The organism is Barnesiella propionica, assembly GCF_025567045.1.
GTDB lineage: Bacteria > Bacteroidota > Bacteroidia > Bacteroidales > Barnesiellaceae > Barnesiella_B > Barnesiella_B propionica.
Genome location: NZ_JAOQJK010000002.1, coordinates 303,531 through 322,531, shown reverse-complemented (window position 1 = coordinate 322,531; position 19,001 = coordinate 303,531). Strand labels below are relative to the sequence as shown.

16 protein-coding genes and 4 tRNA genes are annotated in these 19,001 nt (G+C 37.8%); 7 read left to right on the top strand and 13 right to left on the bottom strand.

Features of this window, described 5'->3' with window-relative positions:
• Positions 1-49: 49 nt before the first annotated feature.
• Together OCV73_RS03810 and OCV73_RS03805 are read right to left on the bottom strand one after the other, a co-directional pair.
• Positions 50-1,060: an alpha/beta hydrolase gene (locus tag OCV73_RS03810; protein WP_262512865.1), complete on the bottom strand. Its 1,011-nt coding sequence runs from the start codon at positions 1,058-1,060 to the stop codon at positions 50-52.
• 4 nt (positions 1,061-1,064) lie between these two features.
• Positions 1,065-1,520, bottom strand: a complete 456-nt coding sequence (locus OCV73_RS03805; RefSeq protein WP_147549195.1) for a MarR family winged helix-turn-helix transcriptional regulator — start codon at positions 1,518-1,520, stop codon at positions 1,065-1,067.
• Positions 1,521-1,944: 424 nt separating this feature from the next.
• Between OCV73_RS03805 and rpsF the strand changes: the two genes are divergently transcribed.
• From rpsF to OCV73_RS03785, 4 genes are all read left to right on the top strand, one after another.
• Positions 1,945-2,301 (top strand): 30S ribosomal protein S6, encoded by a 357-nt coding sequence (gene rpsF / locus OCV73_RS03800; RefSeq protein ID WP_147549193.1) that lies wholly within the window; start codon positions 1,945-1,947, stop codon positions 2,299-2,301.
• A 3-nt stretch (positions 2,302-2,304) separates the two neighbouring features.
• Positions 2,305-2,574: a 30S ribosomal protein S18 gene (rpsR, locus tag OCV73_RS03795; RefSeq protein ID WP_147549191.1), complete on the top strand. Its 270-nt coding sequence runs from the start codon at positions 2,305-2,307 to the stop codon at positions 2,572-2,574.
• Between the two features lie 23 nt (positions 2,575-2,597).
• Positions 2,598-3,041, top strand: a complete 444-nt coding sequence (rplI, locus tag OCV73_RS03790) for a 50S ribosomal protein L9 (RefSeq protein WP_147549189.1) — start codon at positions 2,598-2,600, stop codon at positions 3,039-3,041.
• Between the two features lie 333 nt (positions 3,042-3,374).
• Positions 3,375-6,755 (top strand): AAA domain-containing protein, encoded by a 3,381-nt coding sequence (locus tag OCV73_RS03785; protein WP_147549187.1) that lies wholly within the window; start codon positions 3,375-3,377, stop codon positions 6,753-6,755.
• Positions 6,756-6,818: 63 nt separating this feature from the next.
• Here the strand turns inward: OCV73_RS03785 and OCV73_RS03780 are convergent, their stop codons facing one another.
• Positions 6,819-8,636 (bottom strand): outer membrane protein assembly factor BamB family protein, encoded by a 1,818-nt coding sequence (locus OCV73_RS03780; RefSeq protein ID WP_147549185.1) that lies wholly within the window; start codon positions 8,634-8,636, stop codon positions 6,819-6,821.
• Positions 8,637-8,801: 165 nt separating this feature from the next.
• Between OCV73_RS03780 and OCV73_RS03775 the strand changes: the two genes are divergently transcribed.
• Together OCV73_RS03775 and OCV73_RS03770 are read left to right on the top strand one after the other, a co-directional pair.
• Positions 8,802-9,494: a hemerythrin domain-containing protein gene (locus tag OCV73_RS03775; protein WP_147549183.1), complete on the top strand. Its 693-nt coding sequence runs from the start codon at positions 8,802-8,804 to the stop codon at positions 9,492-9,494.
• A complete protein-coding gene (locus OCV73_RS03770; RefSeq protein ID WP_147549181.1) occupies positions 9,487-10,092 on the top strand; it encodes a response regulator transcription factor in 606 nt (201 codons plus the stop codon). Before OCV73_RS03775 ends, OCV73_RS03770 begins: the two co-directional genes overlap by 8 nt.
• Before the next feature lie 99 nt (positions 10,093-10,191).
• On the opposite strand, the gene rlmB is transcribed toward OCV73_RS03770, so the two are convergent.
• From rlmB to dnaN, 6 genes are read right to left on the bottom strand one after another with little or no spacing between them, the layout of a single operon-like run.
• Complete coding sequence (gene rlmB / locus OCV73_RS03765; RefSeq protein WP_147549179.1) at positions 10,192-10,947, bottom strand: 23S rRNA (guanosine(2251)-2'-O)-methyltransferase RlmB; 756 nt, start codon at positions 10,945-10,947, stop codon at positions 10,192-10,194.
• Between the two features lie 6 nt (positions 10,948-10,953).
• Positions 10,954-12,621, bottom strand: a complete 1,668-nt coding sequence (recN, locus tag OCV73_RS03760) for a DNA repair protein RecN (RefSeq protein WP_147549177.1) — start codon at positions 12,619-12,621, stop codon at positions 10,954-10,956.
• An 11-nt stretch (positions 12,622-12,632) separates the two neighbouring features.
• Positions 12,633-13,538, bottom strand: a complete 906-nt coding sequence (porD, locus tag OCV73_RS03755) for a type IX secretion system protein PorD (RefSeq protein WP_394802945.1) — start codon at positions 13,536-13,538, stop codon at positions 12,633-12,635.
• Positions 13,539-13,566: 28 nt separating this feature from the next.
• On the bottom strand, positions 13,567-14,769 hold the full coding sequence (coaBC, locus tag OCV73_RS03750; RefSeq protein ID WP_147549172.1) for a bifunctional phosphopantothenoylcysteine decarboxylase/phosphopantothenate--cysteine ligase CoaBC: 1,203 nt from the start codon (positions 14,767-14,769) through the stop codon (positions 13,567-13,569).
• A gap of 20 nt (positions 14,770-14,789) precedes the next feature.
• Complete coding sequence (locus tag OCV73_RS03745) at positions 14,790-15,557, bottom strand: 3'-5' exonuclease (protein ID WP_147549168.1); 768 nt, start codon at positions 15,555-15,557, stop codon at positions 14,790-14,792.
• A gap of 19 nt (positions 15,558-15,576) precedes the next feature.
• A complete protein-coding gene (dnaN, locus tag OCV73_RS03740; RefSeq protein ID WP_147549166.1) occupies positions 15,577-16,704 on the bottom strand; it encodes a DNA polymerase III subunit beta in 1,128 nt (375 codons plus the stop codon).
• A gap of 324 nt (positions 16,705-17,028) precedes the next feature.
• Here dnaN and OCV73_RS03735 point away from each other — a divergent pair, with 324 nt between their 5' ends.
• Positions 17,029-18,396: a hypothetical protein gene (locus OCV73_RS03735; protein ID WP_147549164.1), complete on the top strand. Its 1,368-nt coding sequence runs from the start codon at positions 17,029-17,031 to the stop codon at positions 18,394-18,396.
• 112 nt (positions 18,397-18,508) lie between these two features.
• Here the strand turns inward: OCV73_RS03735 and OCV73_RS03730 are convergent.
• From OCV73_RS03730 to OCV73_RS03715, 4 genes are all read right to left on the bottom strand, one after another.
• Positions 18,509-18,592 (bottom strand) — tRNA-Leu (locus tag OCV73_RS03730).
• Positions 18,593-18,609: 17 nt separating this feature from the next.
• Positions 18,610-18,693: transfer RNA gene (locus OCV73_RS03725), tRNA-Leu, on the bottom strand.
• Between the two features lie 26 nt (positions 18,694-18,719).
• Positions 18,720-18,792: transfer RNA gene (locus OCV73_RS03720), tRNA-Gly, on the bottom strand.
• Between the two features lie 46 nt (positions 18,793-18,838).
• Positions 18,839-18,911: transfer RNA gene (locus OCV73_RS03715), tRNA-Gly, on the bottom strand.
• Positions 18,912-19,001 lie beyond the last annotated feature (90 nt).

The following is a 19,001-nucleotide window of genomic DNA, read 5'->3' as shown; positions in this document are numbered from 1 at the left end:
AAAGCGTAAAAAATTACGCCCTTTTTATTCTTGCAATATCATAAACGATTCAGTAATCCAAATGATTATTTCTCATCCAACGAAATATTTCCCGGTAAACCGCTTCTCGGGATTCTTTGCCCGACAATATCAAATCGTGTAATCCGTCTTTTACCTCAAATTCCGTAACCTTAGGCCCTAATGATTTTCCGTATTTTGCTATATCTCCAACATCCAGAACTGCATCTCCTTTTTGAAATTCAGGGGTCCAATTATCGCCATATACAGATTTGTCGGAAAACAGAACTAATACGGGACAAGGAATATCCAATCCCTTATGTACTTTTACCTGCCCCAAATGAATAGCCCGGATCCATCCTGATGTAACAGATGGAGAAATCATGAATTTCCAATGGGTATTATAATCCCATTCACCATGATATTTTTTCAATAAACTCTCCGCATAAGCCGTTGACGTACCTTGCCTGATCTTTGTCCCTTTATTAAATTTACCCCAAAAAGAAACAACAGGTATCAATATTTTTTCTTTAAACCAACCCTGGTTCATATCCAGAAAAGGACTATTCAGCACCAGCCCCTGTACCGGCAAATCATTCTTATATCTATCGCAATATAACGAGGTTATGAGCCCTCCTGTGGAGTGTCCCATCAAAATTATTTCAGAATTACCTTCTTCTTTTATAATATGTATTGCTGCATCAATATCGGCAAAATACTCACTCAAATCTCTTACCTCGAAAGGAGTTTGTCCGGGAAGTAAAGAACGCCCGTATTTCCGAAGGTCTACCGCATAGAAATTGAAACAGGAATCATTAAATATCTCTCCTAAATTGCGCTGAAAAAAATAATCGTTATAACCATGCACATACAGTAATGCACGGCTCGTTTTGCACTCCGACAACCGGCGTATGAGAGTTGCTTCAACTTTACCGTTATAATCATCCGGCATAGATAAAGTCCGTTGCTCGAAACCATGTGCCAGGATATCTGTACGATATTGGGCCTGCGCTCCGATAACCAGCACCCACAAACATAAGATAACGCCAAATATACGTTTCATATAATTAATCATCAAGAGCTGTTTTAAGATTATTAAACACTCTGGTAAGCAAAACAAATCCGACTTCAACATCTTTTTCATCTAACCCGTCAAGCGCTTTTTTCATTATATCCTGTACAATAGGTTTTGCCTCATTTTCCAGATTTTTGCCTGTTTCGGTCAAATGTATGATATTGATGCGTCTGTCCGAGACACCCGGACTCCTGACAACCAGACTTTGCTTTTCCAAATTATCAATAAGACGAGTCATACTCGGTTTATCCTTAAAAGTTACATTACAAAGTTCCTGTTGAGTGACTCCATCCTTAGACCATAAATAATACAATACCGTCCATTGTTCGGGGGTAATATCCACTCCCGATTTCCTAAAACTTCTATACAACTGCCTGTTAATAGCTGCCGACAATTTCCCGCTCACTATAGCAAAAAGCATTTCGGGATTAAACTGTTCAAGATTCATAAATACAATAATTGTTTAAACAACGATACAAATATAAAACAATTTCATGACATATAGTTCACCCGACAACTATAAAATCGAACTATTATAATATAAATTAAGAACTTTCTATTTTGCGGCTATAGATTATTTATTGCTTTTTACAAAAGCCATTTTCCTTATCACAATCATCTTTCATTGCGTTATGCGAATTACAGACTTCGCACAGTTCTCAGTAATAGAACGAACCACTACACTTCCGACTCCCATCACTCTGTTTTATACCGACAAAATACAGTTATTTCTCACCTCATCATTCACTCTATCCGCTTTATCCATATTAACGAGATAAAAAATGCCTGAAAAAACATTGTAAGTTAAATTATAATCATTAACTTTGCACCGCAATTGAAAAAATTACACTAACAAGTTAAATTAAACGAGTATGAATCATTACGAAACCGTTTTCATTTTAACTCCCGTTTTATCTGATGTACAGATGAAGGAAGCGGTAGACAAATTCAAAGCTATTTTGGTTGAACAAGGAGCCGAAATTGTGAACGAAGAAAACTGGGGATTACGCAAACTAGCTTATCCTATCCAGAAAAAAACAACTGGTTTTTACAACCTCTTGGAGTTTAACGCAGAACCGTCTGTCATTGAAAAATTGGAGATCAATTTCCGTCGCGACGAACGAGTAATCCGTTTCTTGGTATTCAAGATGGATAAGTATGCTGCAGAATACGCTGCAAAAAGAAGAAGTGTTAAATCATCAACAAAAGAAGAAGTAAAGGAGAATTAAGCAATGGCACAAGCACAATCTGAAATCAGATATTTAACTCCTCCCTCGGTGGACATCAAAAAGAAAAAATATTGTCGCTTTAAAAAAAGCGGTATCAAGTATATCGATTACAAAGATCCTGAATTTTTAAAGAAATTCCTGAACGAACAAGGTAAAATACTACCTCGCCGTATCACGGGTACTTCCTTGAAGTTTCAACGTCGTATTGCACAAGCTGTAAAAAGAGCTCGTCATTTAGCGTTGCTTCCTTATGTAACTGATTTGATGAAATAATTAAACGAAGGAGGAAATTAAGAATGCAAGTAATTTTAAAAGAAGATATCGTAAATCTGGGCTATAAAGACGACGTAGTAAACGTAAAAAGCGGTTACGGCCGTAACTACCTTATACCTCAGGGAAAAGCTGTAATTGCAACTCCTTCTGCATTGAAAATGTTGGAAGAAAACCTGAAACAACGTGCTCATAAACTTGAAAAGATCAAAGCAGATGCTCAGGAAGCCGCAGCTAAACTGGAAGGCATAACTCTCACTATAGGAGCAAAAACCAGTTCTACTGGTACTATTTTCGGTTCTGTAAACAATATACAAATCGCTGAAGCTCTTGAAAAATTAGGCCATAACGTTGATCGTAAACAGATTATAATCAAAGAGGCTGTAAAAGAAGTTGGATCTTATAAAGCAGTTGTAAAGCTTCATAAAGAAGTTAGTGTAGAAATACCGTTTGAAGTTGTTTCTGAATAAAACATCAAAATACTAAAAAAAACTCCGAAAAATTTTCGGAGTTTTTTTATACCCTTACTGGTTCTATATCTCCTATACATGACTATCTAAAAAGAGATTTATTCCATATTCTCAAACCAATATATAATTTCACAGAGAACCACTCAATTATTTAAACTCTTACACTAAATCGTATAAGTAAATATCTAAAAATCTTTTGATTATTTTTAAAATGTAATTAATAAAAAACATATTTGCATCTATGCGAATACACATAATTAATAACTAAATAATTATATTCGCAATAAATCATTGTAATATATATTTATATTTGCAATATATAAACACCTTGAAATGACTCCGGAATCATATTATAAAGAATTACTTGAATATAGAAATAAAAAACAAAGTGTCCCCGAAAAATATTACAGAATGCGTTCTTTGCTGGAACAGCTTTGCATAGATCCGGAACACGGAAAAGGTCCTGCTTTTTCCACTTTTTTTGCACGATTAAGTTATACCTGTAACAAACATAAGTTATCTCCACTTCTTACCCGGCAATTACAACAACTGCGGATACATGCCAGCCAGGCCATAAAAGGAACATATATTCCCTCCAAAAGCGAAACAGAAAATGATATACAAGCTTTGGCACAAGCAATATATCATTTAACAGGAGGTACAATTCCTCAAAGTCTGCAGGAGACCAAGCACGATGACATCCGGGAAAGCCAATATAAAAAGGAAAAGAAAACAGAACGGATACGTATTTTAGTTTCTTCTGTGGACGATGAATTCATATATGGATACGATGAAGCACTCCCATCCGAAAAACCTGTAAAAGTAAAATATAATATTCCGTCAATTAATATTGAATTCAACGAAAGTGTAAAACAAATATGGCCTGGATGCCAGATAAACCTGATCGACGTTTATTTCTCTGAGGATAATATTTATATACCCGAAATAATTATTACAGAACCAGACTATTTACTGGATATAAGTTCGCTGGCCGAATGCCATAAAGATTACGGAAACCATCCTCTTAATTATATTTTAGGCCTGTTCATGCCTAAACCAAACTCATCGGCTATCATATTGGGTAATTTTGCCAATCAGGTATTGGACACATTATTGTATGCTAAAAAAGAAGAAGATATTTCCCTATATGATATTTTTACAAATACATTTCACCAATACCCGTTAGAATTTTCTACATGTAAAGACTTAACATATAGAGATAAAGAAAGTAAATTTAAAGATGAGCTTCGAAGACAATATCATAATATCAGGGAAATAGTATTCCAAACGTTTCAAGATCCGGCATACAAAATAGACCGAAGTAAAACTATCATAGAGCCAGCTTTCATCTGTGAGAAATTAGGCATACAGGGGCGTATGGATTTTCTTCAGGATGACTACAGATGTCTTATCGAATTAAAATCGGGAAAAGCGAATGACTTTTTAGGCAGTATTCATTCTAAAGAAAATCATTATATTCAAATGCTTTTATATCTGGAAGTATTGCATTATACATTGAATATCCGCCCCAATCAGGTAAAATCTTACCTTCTCTATTCCCGTTATCCGCTCCTCTTCAGGGAAAAAGAAGCTCATAACTATCTGAAAAAGGTTTTAGATATAAGGAATCGCATAGTTTCATATTTATACAGAATAGGGTCAGAAGAAAAACAAGCCGCTCAGATTCTGAACATGATATGTCCCGAAACCTTAAATACAAGACATCTTGTATCGCATTACTGGGATTTATACCTCAAAGCACCTATCTCCGCATTCCGGGAAAATATAAACAAACTTTCGGAACTGGAAAAAAATTATTTTATTTCGTTGCTTTCCTTTACTGCAAGAGAACATTATTTATCGAAATTACAGATCCGGGAAATGGATAAAAACCGGGATGGATCGTACTGGCTCGATTTTGAACACAAAAAAGAGAACGGAGACATTCTCTATAATCTCTCTGTTATCGAGAAAAGCGGCAGCACAGGCGAACCTCCTTCTATCAGACTCTCTATTCCTGTTTATGAATCGATAGTTTTGCCTAATTTTCGCAACGGGGACTCCGTAATTTTGTACCTCAGAGAAAATGAAAACGACAATGTGACTAACAGGCAGATATTTAAAGGATTTATAGAAAGCATTTCAAACAAGAGCGTGACAGTTCGGTTACGATATAAACAGGAAAATCCCAAAATACTTCCCCAAAACGGCTTGTACGCGATCGAACACGATTCCCCGGACACATCGTTCAACACAATTTACAGAGGATTGTATACTTTCTGCACTGCTAACCAGGATCGTAAAGACCTGTTACTGAACCAGCGTTCTCCGGCTTTTACAAAAAACCGCCATTTATCCAAAGACTATGGAAATAAAGACTTAAACAGGATACTGGAAAAATCTTTGCAAGCCGACGATTTCTTTTTACTTATAGGCCCCCCAGGGTCAGGAAAAACTTCTATCGCATTACAATCCATGGTAATGGAACTCCGGTCCAACACATCTTGCAACATACTTCTCCTGGCTTATACCAACCGTGCAGTCGATGAAATATGCAGAGCCATAGAAGAAATTACTCCGAGATGCGAATACATCAGAATAGGTTCTGAATTATCCTGTGAAGAGGCTTACCGTCGGCACTTGATAGAAAAAGTTATCGGCCGTTGTTCTACCCGCGAAGAAGTAAAAGAATGCATCAATTCACACCACATCTTTATAGGGACTATAACCGCCATATCTTCACGCAGTGAACTATTCGGACTACTTCACTTCAACGTGGCAATTATAGATGAAGCATCGCAAATACTGGAACCTCATTTGCTGCCCATACTATGTGCCCGCAATCCGGACGGCAACAATGCAATAGAAAAATTCATTCTTATAGGAGACCATAAGCAGTTACCGGCAATAGTCCTACAAAACCCAAAAGAATCGGAGTCAAAAAATCCCCTGTTAAACGATATAGGATTATATGACCGCAGAAACTCTCTTTTCGAGAGGCTATACAATATCCACAAAGGCACAGAATCCCCGGTATGGGATATGCTCCGCAAACAAGGACGAATGCATCCTGTTATTGCAGATTTTCCAAACAAAGAATTTTACAACGGATTACTGAGTCCGGTACCTACAGCTCATCAACGGGAAAATATTCTTTTTAATATATATGACAATCAAAATCCGTTACAAAGATTGTTAGCCGTCCAAAGGCTTATTTTTATACCTTCCGAAGAGGATTTAACGGACAGAACCCATAAAACCAACTATTCAGAGGCCAGAATAACAACTAATATACTAAATACTATATATGATCTGTATCGGCAAAACAATCAGCCATTCATTCCGGAAAAGAGCGTAGGTATCATAACCCCTTATCGTAGTCAAATAGCACTAATCAGGCAAGAAATAGAAAAATTAAACATTCCGGAGCTGAATAATCTCACTATCGACACAGTGGAAAGGTATCAAGGCTCTCAGCGTGACATCATCATATATTCATTCTCGGTGAATAAAACTTATCAAATTGACATGTTATCCAATATCCTTTATGAAGGCGAAAAAGCAATCGACCGGAAATTAAATGTCGCACTTACCCGTTCCCGCAAACAGATAATAATTACAGGAAATCCTGACATATTACGATATAGTCCTATCTATAACCGTTTACTGGAATATATAAGTGAACATGGAAGTTATACCCCTATCCCACTATAAAAACGAGCCGGCTCATTTCGGATTATATCCTGACGAGCCGGCACAGATCAAATTATTTATTCCTTATTTCTTGGCGGGTATACGCCATATCTTACCTTCTATCATAGATGCATATATATCGCCGTTGCCATCGACCGTAAAACTATTGAATGCCGAATAACCACATTTCTTTTTCCATAATATTCGGTGTGTTAGCGAATCTACGGCAACTAAATCGCCCATTCTGGAACTAAGATAAATTATTCCATTATATTCCAGTAATGGACATGGGCTGTGTTCATAGCCTATACCTGTATCTTCGACCCACAGATCATTATAGGTATCACCATCGGCAGAAACAGCCAGTAATTCACCATCCATTAACTTCGCATATATGATGTTGCCGGATTTAGATTGTCCCATCGACTCTCTTACCTTATATTTGTTGCTTCTCCAAATCTCGTGTCCATCAGTTAATGAAACAGCTGTCATATATCTGTCAGGAGCTACAACGATCACCTTATCTTGATATACAGCAGGGACGCAATTACCGGGAGACAACATATTAGCGCTCTTTCCATTATCCCATTTCCAGAGTAAACGTCCCGTATTTTTATCCAAACAATATAAGTGCGTATCCCAAGCGCCGAACAGGATACGGTCTCCGGCAATCACAGGACGTGCCTGGCAATAGTTACCTATACTGTCATAAGTCCATATTGTTTTTCCATTGCGGACATCTATTTTTGAAAATTTCTTATAACCACCCTGATAAAGATAATTACCTTCTTTTATACCATTCGCAACAAAAGGCCCTACTGCAGGATTTTCCCAAATTATTTTACCCGTTCGGCTGTCGAGCGCCATTATACGTCCGTCCGTAGCCGGAACAATAACCTCATTTTTTACCGCGACGGGTACAGAGTGAAGAGACGCTCCTGTTTTAACGGACCATAACTCCTTCTTGTCTTTTTTGGATACAGCTTTTGCTTCACCCATAGAATTACCGAAATAAATATTATTTTTATCGACCGCCACACCTGTAAAAACAGAGGCATTGTCAAAAAAGAAAAGCTCGGCATGTTCGTCACTCTTTGTCTCGGTTCCTGTTCCTACCGGAGCTGATATTACACGATGCCCTGCTGCAAATTTATATTTTTCCACGGCCGGCTGTCCGTAAGGCTTTTCATGTACCATTACCGAATCATTTTTCACAGTAATGATAGAGTACCCTCCGAAATTATCTTTTCTCATATCTAAAGCTCTGCACATAACTCCATTAATGAGCTCTCCATATTTCGAATGTATATAACGATGTCCATGGCCGCAAAATGCAGAAACTACATTATAATCTTTCAATATGTTTACCACTTCATCCCAGTTTCCCAAATCGGGAGTAAAAGGATAATGAGCCAACACGATTACGGGCTTATTTCCGGCTTGCTCTTTCAAGGTATGTTCCAGCCAAAGAATATCTTCTCTCTTCACATTTCCGTCACCCATTTTCATATATGGCCCACAGTTAAAGCCCAAAAATAACATACCATCTCTTTTAAAACAGAAACGGTCACTTCCCCAAATATCATTAAAAGTTTTACCGGCACTTTGTGACCAGTTCATTTCATGATTTCCGGGTATAATATAATAAGGTTTCTTCAAAGCGTCAAATATACGTTTTACGTTATACAGCTGTTCATCACTCCCTTCATTTGTAAGATCCCCGGTAATAACTACAAACGGTAAATCGGACTGATTGATCTCATCCACAACCTGTTCCAGAAATTTTTCATTATTATTTCCGGGAACAACATGTATATCTGTCAACAAAGCAAATCGAGTCTGTGCTATCGCACAAACCACAATAAACCAGAAACAGAGCAATGCTACAACTCTCTTTTTCATATAAACTCTTATTTAGATTAAAATGTTATGATATTAATTTTCAAAGATAACAATTCCTAAAATAATTGCAACGATTCATAATGAGTATTTTTCATCTTTAAAATACCTATTTTTAGGGATTGACTGTATTTCAAAATAGTCGTATTTTTGTAAAAAATAATTCTTATGTCCCTATCAGGAAAATATAAGGCAAAAGATAAGATGTGCGATCTTATCTGTCAAAATTACCCCATGTTACTCGTAATGAGCCGGTTTGGCATACCATTGGGATTCGGAGAACAAAGTATCCAGAAAGTGTGTGAACAAAATAAAGTAGATGTCAATACATTCTTGACGGTAGTCAATTTTTTGTTAGAAGATGCGGAGACAATCATATCGCCCCAAGATATATCGGCTTCTTCTTTATTAAACTATCTCGAAAATTCTCACAATTATTATCTGGATTTCCGTTTACCTTCTATCCGCCGAAAATTAATAGAAGCTATAGATTACAACAACGAAGCATCTTTTGCCATCCTTAAATTTTTCGACGGATATGTGGAAGAAGTGAGAAAACATTTGAATTATGAAGATGAAACAGTATTCCCCTATATCCGTGCTCTTATAAATGGAGAACCATTGCCAGAATATAAAATTGATATATTCAGCAAGCAACACGACCAGGTAGAAGCAAAGCTTACCGAACTAAAGAATATCCTGATTAAATATTATCCGGCAAATAGCAGTAACGACCTGAATAGCGTCTTATTTGACATCTTTTCTTGCGAACAAGACCTGGCATCACATAATCTCATCGAAGACAACCTGTTGGTTCCCATGATTACTGAATGGGAAAATAAGTTAAGCAACCATGAGTAAAAGTCTTAAAATTGCATTAGCAGAACCGTCTCTTATTATCCGAAGCGGACTTATTTCGGTATTGAAAAGATTACCCGGATATGACATTCATATTCTGGAAATTCCCGAAATAACTTTTATCAACGGGCTACTAAAAAAATTCGAGGCCGACCTGCTTATTTTCAATCCGCTATTTCCTGGATTACCCTCCTTAAACCAGATAAAAAACGATTGTCCCAACCGGCTGATACGTTATGTTGCTATCCAGTATATTATGGCGACTCCTGCCATGCAATTTGATGAAACCATCACTATATATGATACTGCGGAACAAATCGAAGAAAAAATAAACCGTCTTTTCCATATAGAAGACCCGGACGATGATTCATCAAAATCCTTAAGCAACAGGGAAAAAGAAATTATCGTCTGTATTGTCAAAGGTATGAGTAATAAACAGATTGCAGATTGTCTATGTCTTTCTACCCATACGGTAATGACGCACAGGAGAAACATTACAAATAAACTGCAAATACATAGTACGGCGGGCCTCACCATCTACGCCATTGTAAACAAACTGGTAGAATTAAATGATATCAAGGATAGTATAAATGAGAACTAAAATATGAAGCTATAATAGTTACCTAATTAAAGATCAGAAATTAAATGTCCGGGATAAAAGTATTCGTCCCGAACATTTTTATTGAATTAAAAAAATCATCTATTCAACTGTCATATTGTCACTTAATCTCTGCCTCACTACCTCGTACATCATAATTCCGGCAGCGACAGAAACATTCAGGGAACCTATGGTCCCCATTTGGGGAATCGAAACCATTTCATCACAAATCCGCAAATTATCCGAAGAAACACCGGTATCTTCTGCTCCCATAATTATAGCGACCGGATCGGCATACTCTACCTCTGTATATTTTCTTACAGCCTTTTCAGTGGCAGCCACTACCCTCACCCCGCTTCCCTGCAGAAACCGGATTGCTTCCTGTATACTTTTCTCTCTGCATACAGGAATATGTAGTAATGCTCCTGCCGAAGTTTTCACCGCATCCGCATTTACCGACACACTTCCTTTCTCCGGTATCACGATAGCATCTACTCCGGCACATTCGCATGTTCGGGCTATTGCTCCGAAATTCCGGACATCGGTAATACCGTCCAACAATACGATAAAAGGTAATTTCCCATCCTCATAAAGAGAGGGTACGATATCGGCAAGATGCTGATAAGTAACCGATGAAATAAAAGCCACGACCCCCTGATGGTTTTTCCGCGTAATACGATTGATGCGTTCCATAGGAACACGTTGTACCGGAATATTATTTTCTTTAAGAATACCGAAAAGTTCTTTGAAGAGATCTCCTTGCAAATCTTTTTTTATAAGTACTTTATCTATCTCTTTTCCAGCTTCGATCGCTTCTATCACAGCCCGAATACCGAAAATCATTTCATTTTTTTCCATATATTTCTAATTCTTATTAGCATTTAAAAGAGTACGGGCATTGATTAGCGCTGCTTCAGTAATAGAAGCTCCACTCAGCATACGGGCAATTTCTTCTTCTCTTTCAGTCTGAGAAAGCAATACCAAATGAGTATTTGTAACTTCCTCCGTATCCGATTTATACACACGGTAATGCGTTTTCCCCTTAGAAGCGACCTGAGGAAGATGCGTTATACTGATAACCTGCATATAACGGGACATATCACACATAATATCTCCCATTTTATCGGCAATCTCACCTGAAACTCCGGTATCAACTTCATCGAATATTATCGTAGGTAATGCCATTGTATTAGCAACTAATGCCTTTATACAAAGCATCAACCGGGATATTTCACCTCCCGAAGCAACATCAGAAACGGGTAAAAGAGGTTGGTTCTTATTTGCAGAAAAAAGAAAACGAACCTGTTCCTGTCCCATTTCATCCAACACCGTCTTTCTTAACAATTCCACTTCAAAACCCAAATTCGGCATACCCAAAGGTTTTACTTTTCGGATAAGTAAACCTGCAAAATGGTCCGCCTCTTTTTTACGGCTTTCCGTCAACTGATCCGCTAAGAGTTTAACCACTTCATATTGTTTCCTAATATCCTGTTCCAGATTTTTAATTTCTGTTTCGAAACTATCGATCTTTCCAAGTTTATCATTCAGATCACCTTGTATACTCAATAATTCATCGACAGAGTGTACTCTGTGCTTTTGCTGCAATGTATATAACAAGTCCAATCTGTTTTCGATCCAGTTTAAGCGTTCCGGATCGGCCGATAATCCTTCTTCCCACTCTCCTACAGTAGATGCAAGATCCTTTATGTCTATATAATCCGAATTCAACCGTTCACTCAATTCTGATGCAGCCGGATAAATACGGACAAGCGATTGCAAACGGGTAAGCGCGGACTTTATCGACATCAAAGCTCCGCTTTCATCATTACTCAATAACTCATGAACAACATATAATTCACTTTTTATATCACTGGCATGCGTTAGCTGCTGCTGCTCTTCTTCCAGTTCTTCCTGCTCTCCGCAACGCAATGAAGCTTCGGTTAGTTGAGATAGCTGAAAACGTAAATAATCCTCTTCCCTTTTACTATCCGAATTTTCTTCTTTTAATTTTTCAAGCCGATGAACTAATTTTCTATAACTATTATATTCCGCCTGATACTGAGCTAATATTTTACCGTTTCCAGCCAGTACATCTATGACATTGAGCTGGAAGCGCGTATCGGCCAGCAAAAGATTCTGGTGTTGAGAGTGAATATCTATTAATGCATCTCCCAACTCTTTAAGCTGGGTCAAAGAAACCGGTGTATCATTTATGAAAGCCCGGGATTTACCGGAAGGCAATATTTCCCGGCGCATTATACAATTCACCGGATCATATTCCAAATCATTTCTATCAAAAAAAGAAAAAAGCCCGTAAGCCGAAATATCAAAAAAACCTTCGACAACAGACTTCGCAGCAGAATCCCGAAAAACTTTTAAATCGGCCCGCTGTCCCAAAATCAATGCCAATGCTCCCAATATAATGGATTTTCCTGCACCTGTTTCTCCCGTAATTACAGACAGACCTGAATTAAATGTTATTTCCAGACTGTCAATAAGAGCATAATTTCTTACGATAAGTTTTTTTATCATAGTCCCGGTACTTAATTACGGCTCACTTCCTTGATTTTTTCCAGTCTCGTAGTCTCAGTCGGATACATTCCGTTCAAAAGTTCATAAACCTCGTCCTTCTCGGTTTGCTTAGCCTTCGAATATATATTAACCAATTCGTCCAGTTTACTGTCTTTAAATAAAGGCAGCAAGACCGACATAGGAGCAACATCATATATTTGTTTCAGCATTTTCAAAGATTCTGTAATATTGGCCCGTCCTTTATCTACACTCAAAGCCATCTCATCCAATCCCTTACGATGATAATTATACCACAACTGACGAAATGCGGCGGTATTCTGATCAGTGAAAGCAGAGAGCAAAGCATGCCGGTTACGGGAATCCTCAAAAGCTTTCCAACCAAGTTCCATGGAAGACTGTCCCATCGCAACTACCTGGCCGGCCAATTCTAAAAAAGGAGAGCCTCCCTGAGGAGAAAAACTATCGAAATCCAGAGCCAAAATCATATATACATAATAATTAAGTACTGCAGTAAGATTACTTTCCATCGTATTTTCATTAAATATCAATGGTTCGGCTTCCCTGTAATCGAATTCGAATTTCGTATCTTTAAAGTTGAACAATGTTGTAGAATAAGAGCTATTATATACCGGACGGCGCGATTGTACCTGTATATCGCAGGCAAAATGGTCATCGGCATATGTATTTACCGTAATCATCATGGTACATTCTATACGCTCGTTTATTGCAACCTGTGCATTACTCCATTTCCGGTTATTGATATATTCCATAATAGCTTCCTGAAGGGTCGTGAATACCTGTTTATTAGTACCCTGTATCTTATCACTGTTTATTTCGACACGACAATTCAACTCCTGCGACATCAGTCCGGGTAAACATAATATTAAACATCCCAACAGTATAGTTATCCTTTTCATCATGCTTATATATATTCAATCCATTCAATCACTGCATATAGGAGGATAGCAATTCTACAATGTCATCCGCAACCTCGGACTTAGGCTTACTATCATATTCCGTACTACAACCATTCTTTTCAATAATAGTCACCTTATTGGTATCATAACGGAAACCTGCACCCTCATCTTCCAGCGAATTCAAAACAATAAAGTCAAGATTCTTTTTATTCATCTTTGCCAGCGCATTATTCACAGCATCGTTCGTTTCGAGTGCAAATCCAACTAATATCTGGTCATCCCGTTTCATTTGTCCTAATGCGGCTGCAATATCTTTATTCGGTTTAAGCCTTAACAACATATCGTCGGCCGTACGCTTAATCTTAACATCACTGGGAGCTTCAGGAGAATAATCGGCCACAGCCGCACACATAATTGCAGCATCGGCTGTCGGAAACGATTTTAAGGCAGCCTCATACATCTCCTCGGCAGATTCCACATCTATACGATGTATAGAAGAGAAATGAGTTTTCAACGCCACCGGGCCTGTTATCAACGTCACCTCGGCTCCGTTCTCTGCACAAGCTTCCGCCAGTGCAAAACCCATTTTTCCCGAAGAATAATTACCAATAAAACGTACTGGATCAATCTTTTCGTATGTGGGACCGGCAGTTATCACGATCTTTTTTTCTCTAAGGGATTGCCTCCTTCCGAAATAATGCTCCAGGTATTCAATAATACGTTCCGGTTCTTCCATCCGGCCTTTTCCCTCCAGATGACTCGCCAGCTCCCCGATCCCCGGTTCTATAATATAATTACCATAAGACCGCAAAGTTTCGAGATTCTGCTGAGTAGAAGGATGTGCGAACATATCCAGATCCATAGCCGGAGCTATAAACACCGGGGCTTTACTGGAAAGATAACAGGTAATAAGCATATTATCGGCAACGCCATGAGCCATTTTTCCTATAGTGGACGCCGTTGCAGGTGCTATCACCATTGCATCGGCCCAAAGTCCCAGATCCACATGACTGTGCCACGTTCCGTCATTTGCCGTAAAAAACTCACTTACGACTGGCTTTCCGCTCAAAGCAGACAAAGTCACGGGAGTAATGAATTCTTTCCCGGCAGGAGTAATGACAACCTGCACCTCCGCACCTTTCTTTATAAACAAACGCAAAAGATATGCAGCTTTATAAGCAGCAATACTACCGGTTATACCTAAAACTATTTTCTTTCCTTTCAACATAATTCCGTATCCGTAATAAATAATTACTTCTGCATTTCCCTCAGTTTGATTGCCGTAATTACATTTTTAGTATTGAGTGTAAAATCACCTTGCATCATCCAACCGTAATATCCTATATCAGTCTTGAACACCTCCGATACAATTCGTCCTTTATATTTACCGAAATTAAAGACCTCTTCTCCTTTATCATTATATACGATACGTCCTGCAAAATCGACATTTCGGTTGTGGGAGGAATATTCGGACAGAAAACTCACGTCGTTCCTTAATTCGGGATAGCGATCCAATTGAGCTTTCAAAACTTCATATGTCGCTCGGGTGTCGGCATCGGCAGAGTGAGCCCCTTCCAGCTCGGCATCGCAATAAAATTTATAAGCCGCCGAAAGAGTCCGTTGTTCCATCTTATGAAAAATAGTCTGGACATCTATAAATTTACGGCGGGACAGGTCTATATTCACACCGGCACGCAAAAATTCCTCTACCAATAAGGGTACATCAAAACGGTTCGAATTATATCCTGCGATATCACATCCCTCTATCTCTTTGGCTAAAGTACGCGCCACTTCTTTAAATGTTGGACAATTTTCGACATCTGCATCGGTAATTCCATGCACAGCTGTAGATTCGGGAGGAATAGGGCGTTCTGGATTGATACGCATCGTTTTACTCTCTTCATTACCATTCGGAAAAACTTTCAGGTATGACAGTTCCACAATACGGTCGGCAGATACATTTATACCCGTTGTCTCCAGGTCAAAGAAGACAATCGGGTTATTTAATTTTAATTGCATGTTTCGTTTGCTTTTTTCATCAAAAATCTGTCAGCATCATAGGCATGAGCAGCATAAGTAACTCCCCATTCTCTTTGTTTTCCAAAGGTAAAATAATACCGGCACGGGTTGCATCGGAAAGCTCCAGAACAATCTGCTGAGAAGGTATATTATTTAATATTTCAATCAAATAATTGGCACTGAAACCGATAACCAGATTATCTCCCGAATAGTTACATTCAATCGTTTCTTCTGCCGAAGTAGAAAAGTCTATATTCTGTGCCGATACTACCATCTGATTCTCTTGTAACTGCAATTTCACAAGGCTGCTTGCCTGATTGGAAAAAACAGAGACACGGCGCAATACATTCGTAAACATAGAACGGTCTATGATTAATCTATTAGGGCCACTTTGAGGAATCACAGAGTTATAATTAGGATAATTTCCCTCTATAAGACGGCAATTCAATACAAAATTAGTCAACGTAAAACAAGCGTTTTTATCATCGAAGGTCACCAATACCTCTCCCGGTTCTTTCGGTAATATATTTTTCAAAAGATTAGCAGGTTTTTTAGGCAGTATAAATGAAGCTTTTACCCCCGGCTGAATTGCCGCATTTTTAAATCGCACGAGTTTATGAGTATCGGAAGATACAAATGTTACATTCTCGGGAAATATATCCATATAAATACCGTTCATAATCGGGCGTAGCTCATCGTCGGCCGTCGCAAACAAAGTACAGCCGATGCCATTAAGTAATTGCTGAGCTTCCACTTTAAAAGTAATAGCAGAGTCGCTTAAAGGCATTTTCTGCGGATATTCATCTCCGTTCACACCGATAAAATTGTATTTACCATTCTGGAAATAAAGGAAAATTTCCAAATTATTATCATCGATCTCGAAAGTAAGCGGTTGATCGGGCAATTCTTTCAACGGATCCAGTAATATCTTAGCATTTACGGCAAATAATCCTTCACCCTCGGCTTCGATCACCTCGACAGACGTTGTCATGGTTGTCTCTTGGTCCGACGCCGTCATTGTTAGTTTATTTCTTTCGAGACGAAATAAAAAATTATCGAGAATCGCCATCGAATTTTTAGAATTGATAACCCGGCTGATAGTTTGCAAATGCGAAAGCAATGCAGTACTTGATACGATAAATTTCATAAATATTTTAATTTTATTTTGTTTCTAATAAATCTCAATTTAATTATTCCCACAAAAAATATAATTTTTCTCCATCAAGGGTAAAACAGATAAATTAACCGACCGTACCCTCATTTAACAATAGACTTTAAACGAACAAATGTAACTATTTTTTCATTAAATACCTATATTTCCGAAAGAGAAATAACCAAAGATTTTTCTTTCCCCAGCAAATTACAAACACCATTTTTACCGACTTATACAAAATTTATAATTCCATTTATACATCCCCAATAAATATATATGGGATTAATCATTAATTTTGTATATCAAATTATTGAAAGTATGGACAATAAGATATATACAAAGTGGGGGGTTCCTGTCTCCCTGCTCCTTTTGGCCAGTATTTGCTGCCTTATTTTCATTCTGAGGTATCATGAACAAATAACTTATGCAAAAACGGACATCCGACATTATATACCTACTCCTGTAAACACACAATTGTTAGAGCTAAGCGGTCCGAAAGCCTTAGAAAAAATCACTCAAAACACTATTTGTCATAACTATATACAAAGCATACCCCGCTTATCCGAATTATTAGATATTATAAGGCTCTTGCATATAAAGGAAAAAAAATTATCCGAAAAGGCCATATACATTGCTATTTATCAAGACAAAACTTGTGGAATATGGATTTCCGTTTCTCCTGAAGAACAGAAACAGATAAAAAAGAGACTGCAGCAAAAACAGTCATCAGGATTTAACCCGGTAACAGAAAACCACGGTAAAAACGAACTATACCACTATATATTACCCGATGGAAATTTTTTACATTGTTATTTTGGTACAGGAGTATTCGGATGTAGCCACTATATAAAAAATTTACTAACTCCCCCCTATCAAAATAAGCCGAACGATACTATTCCGGCTATAAAAGAAAAAGGTACTATAACATTACTGTCACGATTACAAACAATTAATTACTTTTCTCCTTTAAAAACAGAGAACTGGTATATACAGGATATGATTCTCCAAAGCAACCAAATATGGCTGACGGGATATTTGCCCAAAAACACGTTCGCCCCAACATATTTAAAGAACAGATTCTTCCAGCCGAAATATTTCAGTAAATACTCCATAAAAGGGATTCAAATAGGATTCGAGTACAACACGACAAAAGATACAGTCCAAAGTACAAAAGACATTTTAATGCATTCTATTGACAATTTTATAAATATTGCATTCACTCGTAAAGACAGTCTTACAAACGAGGCTGTTATTATCCTCCCCCTTAAAAAACCGGAACTTTTAAAGATGTATTTTAAAGATAATGATGAAAATTCACCTTACCGTATTCCCAAAATATTTTTAAATAATCTTTTTATTCCTGATTCTTTCCTGGAAGAAATTAATTTCGGAGTCATTCTTGATAGTGCGTTATATATATCGAAGGACAAGAATAGCCTGGAATCATATTTATATGATATAACAACAGACGAAAATATAGAAATGGCTCCGGACCTTTCAACTTTATTTAAAGAAATAGGAGATACTGCCTGTATATTCTCATTTGGAATCAATGAACTTAATCCGGTAATACCTGTATTTAAAGACGTAGATTCAATTCCTGCTCCATTCTTTTATATGAACACTATAAGCAAAGAACCTGACGGATCGTACTATAATACGACGTTGTTAACAACAATAAATTAACAAGGAAAAATATTCTTTACGGCATTGATTCTGTTCCTGATAATGTAATGCACAAATAATTTGAAAATAAAAAAGCACAACCAAAATTATCGGTTGTGCTTTTTATCGAAAGTGTCCGGGATGAGATTCGAACTCACACAGGCCAACGCCCACTACCCCCTCAAAGTAGCGTGTCTACCAATTCCACCACCCGGACATTCTGTTTTTGAAGCGTGCCCAAAACAGGACTCGAACCTGCACGACCTTGCGATCACTAGTACCTGAAACTAGCGCGTCTACCAATTCCGCCACTTGGGCAATGCTATTTCGAAGAAATAGAGCGGAGCGAAAGACGGGACTCGAACCCGCGACCCTAACCTTGGCAAGGTTATGCTCTACCAACTGAGCTACTTTCGCAAATCATTAAAACAATAGTTAAAACTCAATCTCTCTTGAGCTTGTGAGCGAAAGACGGGATTCGAACCCGCGACCCTAACCTTGGCAAGGTTATGCTCTACCAACTGAGCTACTTTCGCGATTGCGTGTGCAAAGATAATTCGAGTTTTTGGTTTATGCAAATGCTTTAAGTCATTTTTTTCGTACTTTTTTCGATATACTTTATTAAA